Raw genomic sequence first — 3,554 nt, 5'->3', positions numbered from 1 at the left:
CAATAATCACTCCGATAAATGAGTAAGGTCGCCATAACATATTACGCTCTCAATTTCCCGACGGGTAATTAGCCCTTTCCAGACTTCGCCTTTCACATAAACCCACCCGCTTCATCTCATCACATGCCCCTTTTCGGTCATTGTTGTTGAGCTTTTTGAGCAAGGTCGATTTGGCAAAATTACCCACGCCCACGTTATAAGCAAATGAGTAAAGGGCTGCCTGTGTTAGCGTGTTGATATTGACCTTAATCAACGGGTCAACATAACGTTTAACGGCTTTTAAATCGTCATTAAGCCACTTATCGCAGTCTTCTTGCGTGTACATCCGGTTACGCACAATATCCTTGCCTGTATGACCATAACAAACAGAGAGTACACCACCTCCATCGAAGTAAGGTTTAAATTTTAATCCTTCAAAATGCGTTATCATCGTTGAGGCCTAAAAACAACGCACTACCGGCCCGTTGCCATCAATATTTTTTTCGGTATCTTCATACTGACGTTCCTTGAGTCTGTACTCCTTTTTGCGGTAGTACACGTTGATAAAAAATGTCCTATCGTGCAGACAATACCCATCACAGCTACCCACTGCTCAAGGGTAAAAAAATCAAAAATCGTTGTCATGACTCCCCGGATGGAGTCATAGATGATTTCATCGGCATGGACTTCCTCAGCATAGTTTTTGACTCGGTTTGCTGAGCTGATCACGTCGCCTTTACTCCACTGCTGGCAATCCGTGACAACCGATCCGTGTACAAACGTGAGGGCGTTGCTGTCATCGCCCTCATCTGCAACGTCAAAACCGAGTCGTTTAGCCCCCGTTGTCAAAAACCCCAGTTTGATATGGGCATCAATGGCCGCCTGTACCCATTCGGCGGGAATTAAGATACCTTCAACAGACGCCTGATAGTTCAAATCCAGTTCCTGCGCCACAATGACCGGATTATCGATTTTCAGGCACTCTTTTTCGTACCATTGTTCATCTTTACGGGGGTCATTGCGCCAGTGAAAGGTAAACACCGGAATACGTCCACTGTGGCGTTTTTGGGCAAAAGGATTGTCCATCCCATTAACCGAACTTAAGTCAATGCGGCAGCGGGTAGTTTGCGATAGGGCAGCATCAATCAATAGCGGACGAGGCAAAAAGGCGGCTTCGTCGACGAAATAGAGTGTCGTCCGGTCACCCCGTCCAATATTGTCCCCGCTTCACCCTTGATAATGGCGCCGGTGTTTGGAAAATTGACCCGCATATAAGGCGCGTGTTTTTTCGCTACCCAGCCTCCCCGAAACTCTTGCGGTAAAGTTTCAATAAACTTACGGGCTTTCCAGAACAACGCTTTCGGGTCACCGGTGCTGTCAACATACTCTTCTTTGCGGGAGCCAAAGCCAATTACCATCTCTTTATTAAAGAGACATAAAGCGCATGCGAGTGCAATTGACGTCCAGCTTAAGCCCATTTCGCGGCTTTTTTCGGTAATACCGTTTTCACGTCCTTTCCAGCGTGTCATTATCCAGTCAATCCATGCTTCCTGTTTCGGGAACAGCAAAAAAGGAATAGTCACCGGTAACCCGTAATCGACATTTCGTGGGTCTGTCGTCATGCCCCAGTCAATAATAAACTGCGCGGGATTATCCTTATAAAATCGGGTTAATCGTTTAAAACTTTCCGGCTGCTGGCGTAACCGTTGTAGACGCTCATCGCGCCACTCAAATACCTTAAAATAATCTGGTTTTTTAAAGTCAAAAGGAAAAGGTAACGGCATAGGAATTTGTCCGGAAAAAAGCGACTCAAAAAAATATTTTGCACATAAACGTGTACATAAAATACAAAAAATGGGGTTAAACTCATATAATCAATTGATATTAAATAAATATTTAAATTTAATATCATTTATAACATAAATAAGTAAGCGATTTTAACCCTTTACCCCATCAGTTTTTGGTACGCTTCTGCGGCCTCTTCTAAAGTCATTTCTCGAGTAATTGCATTTTGCGGTAGTATATCTTCTGGTATAGGGCTACCTTGCAATTGCTTAATTTCCAGTAATAAGGTAGTTGGTATAGGAATGCCTTCTATCTCTAAAAATTGCGCGGCCTCTAGTGAAGTGATTTCGGCTGATTTTTTTCGCTCGAGTATCGATCTTAAGTATTCTTTTTGTTGATGCTTTTCATCGTTAAAGAAGACTTCATTGATCCCCATCTTTTTGTAAACGGCAATATCATTGTGACTAGGCAATACTTCTTCTATCGTTGTCGTTTCGCCGTCTGCCGTGGTTTTAATAATTTTGCGTTTTCGGATTTTGGTGTTTTGCCTTGCTGTTTCTGCTAGCTCTTTTTTCAAAATGTCGGCCGCATGATGAAAAGCATGATCAAATTCGTAATAATCCTTTCGCCAATTTCTAATCGTTTTTTCATCCACATGCAGCCATTTTGCAATGAAATGATTTGATACTTTGCCTTTCACCAAAGACAGGTTGATCACGTCATCAATATACGCTTTTTTATATTTAGCTTTCCCTGACATGACAACCTCTTTTTAACCTTTGTGCAACATTCGTAAAATTAGCCATTTTGGGTGCGGACTTATTTTGCGGAAGTATGCGAAAAAAATCCCTCTTCATGCGTTGTTATTATTAGGTTTTCCAATTTTTCAAAATGCGGAAGTATGACTGCGGAATTATGCGTTTTTGGCTATTCTGTAATTTTTTACCTGAATCCCTTTGATGTAAAGCAATTAAGGTTTTAACCCCATTTACCTTAATGATTAAAAAATGAACGCAAATGTTAAAAATTTAACTCAAAAATTGACCCTGAAAATCGACCGTAAATATTTGAGGTGGTCTCAATGTTTTTATGACCCAGCATTTTAGAAATAACATGAATATCATTCCGTTTTTTGATAAGACGTACCGCTGCAAAATGCCGTAAGTTATGAAATTTCCCAATCCTGAATTTTTCCAGTAATTCCTTAACAATTCCTGTCGTACTGTAATTTAACGACAGTCTTTTCACTGATTGACTGACAATTAATGGTTCATGTAACCCAAACTTGTTTTTATCCAATAGCGACAATAACCCTTTTGGCATCGGTAACAATCGCTGAACGTCAGCTTTTAAGCCTTCAATAACACCGTTTCGTGTTACATGTTTTGAGATATTCAAATATTCCCCTTGAATATCGCTATAATCCAATGCCAATATTTCGCTTATCCGAAGCCCAATCACCGATGCCAAGATGAAGGCAATCTTTTCTCTGACGGGCGCTTCTTCAATCATCCTATCCACATTCTCAAACGCCGGAATGAAAATAGGCTTTTCCCCTTTTCTTTTCAATTTTGGAATTGGACTGACACCAACATTTCGCATTGCTTTCAGCAGCAAATAGGCAGAATGCAGATGTTTAAGCGTATTTTCCGGTAAACCGTTAAATTCACTCGGGCGAATATTCAACGCCATTTTTGCTTGCAACGTTTCGTCAATCGAAAACAAGGCATGTTTAATCGTATCGAGCGAACTTTGCCGTAAATGCCCCGTTTCACACTGAAAGACCTTTT

General features: G+C 41.2%; 4 protein-coding genes and 1 pseudogene. All 5 read right to left on the bottom strand.

Annotation, left to right across the window (positions count from 1 at the left end):
- Nucleotides 1-49 precede the first annotated feature (49 nt).
- Complete coding sequence (locus AYJ55_RS19840; RefSeq protein ID WP_245677475.1) at nt 50-430, bottom strand: lysozyme; 381 nt, start codon at nt 428-430, stop codon at nt 50-52.
- A gap of 23 nt (nt 431-453) precedes the next feature.
- Nucleotides 454-624, bottom strand: a complete 171-nt coding sequence (locus tag AYJ55_RS27145) for an HP1 family phage holin (protein WP_245677476.1) — start codon at nt 622-624, stop codon at nt 454-456.
- A gap of 140 nt (nt 625-764) precedes the next feature.
- Nucleotides 765-1,763 (bottom strand): annotated as a pseudogene (locus AYJ55_RS19835) (terminase large subunit); the annotation flags it as partial.
- Between the two features lie 161 nt (nt 1,764-1,924).
- Nucleotides 1,925-2,524, bottom strand: coding sequence for a hypothetical protein (locus tag AYJ55_RS19830; protein ID WP_063657649.1), 600 nt, complete (start codon nt 2,522-2,524; stop codon nt 1,925-1,927).
- Nucleotides 2,525-2,784: 260 nt separating this feature from the next.
- On the bottom strand, nt 2,785-3,554 hold a 770-nt coding region (locus tag AYJ55_RS19825), incomplete at its 5' end, for a tyrosine-type recombinase/integrase (RefSeq protein WP_063657696.1).

It is taken from the genome of Candidatus Arsenophonus triatominarum (assembly GCF_001640365.1).
Lineage (GTDB): Bacteria > Pseudomonadota > Gammaproteobacteria > Enterobacterales > Enterobacteriaceae > Arsenophonus > Arsenophonus triatominarum.
This window is presented reverse-complemented; position numbering and strand designations above follow the sequence as displayed.